Source organism: Vibrio sp. S12_S33 (assembly GCF_963889785.1).
Lineage (GTDB): Bacteria > Pseudomonadota > Gammaproteobacteria > Enterobacterales > Vibrionaceae > Vibrio > Vibrio aestuarianus.
This window is the reverse complement of sequence record NZ_CAWPQZ010000308.1, coordinates 1-310: the sequence shown is the minus strand read 5'-3', so window position 1 is coordinate 310 and position 310 is coordinate 1. Positions and strand designations below refer to the sequence as shown.

At 45.5% G+C, this 310-nt stretch carries 1 protein-coding gene; it reads right to left on the bottom strand.

The window, feature by feature from the left end; translation table 11 throughout:
- A partial coding sequence (locus tag AACW06_RS20280) for an IS110 family transposase (protein WP_192076402.1) occupies positions 1 to 310 on the bottom strand: 310 nt, incomplete at both ends.

Below are 310 nucleotides of genomic sequence, written 5' to 3'. Positions count from 1 at the left end.
GGATTACTAAGTCACTCATTAAGCGTATGTTTTTTGCCTTGATGACAGTCAGGGTTGGCTTGATGGCTTCGCCATAATGAGCAATCAACTCTGCGTCTAAACGGTCATTCTTGGCTCTGCGCCCAATCGCTCCAGCAAAGCGTTTAACATGTACAGGGTTGGCACGGACAATGGGTAAATTGGCCTCAGCACAAGCGAGTACAAATGGCATTTCTAAACGACCAGTGGCTTCAATTACGATGCGTTCAGGTTTGTGTTGTTTTATGACTCTCAGTGCATCTTTGATGCCTTTGTCGGTATTTTCAACCGA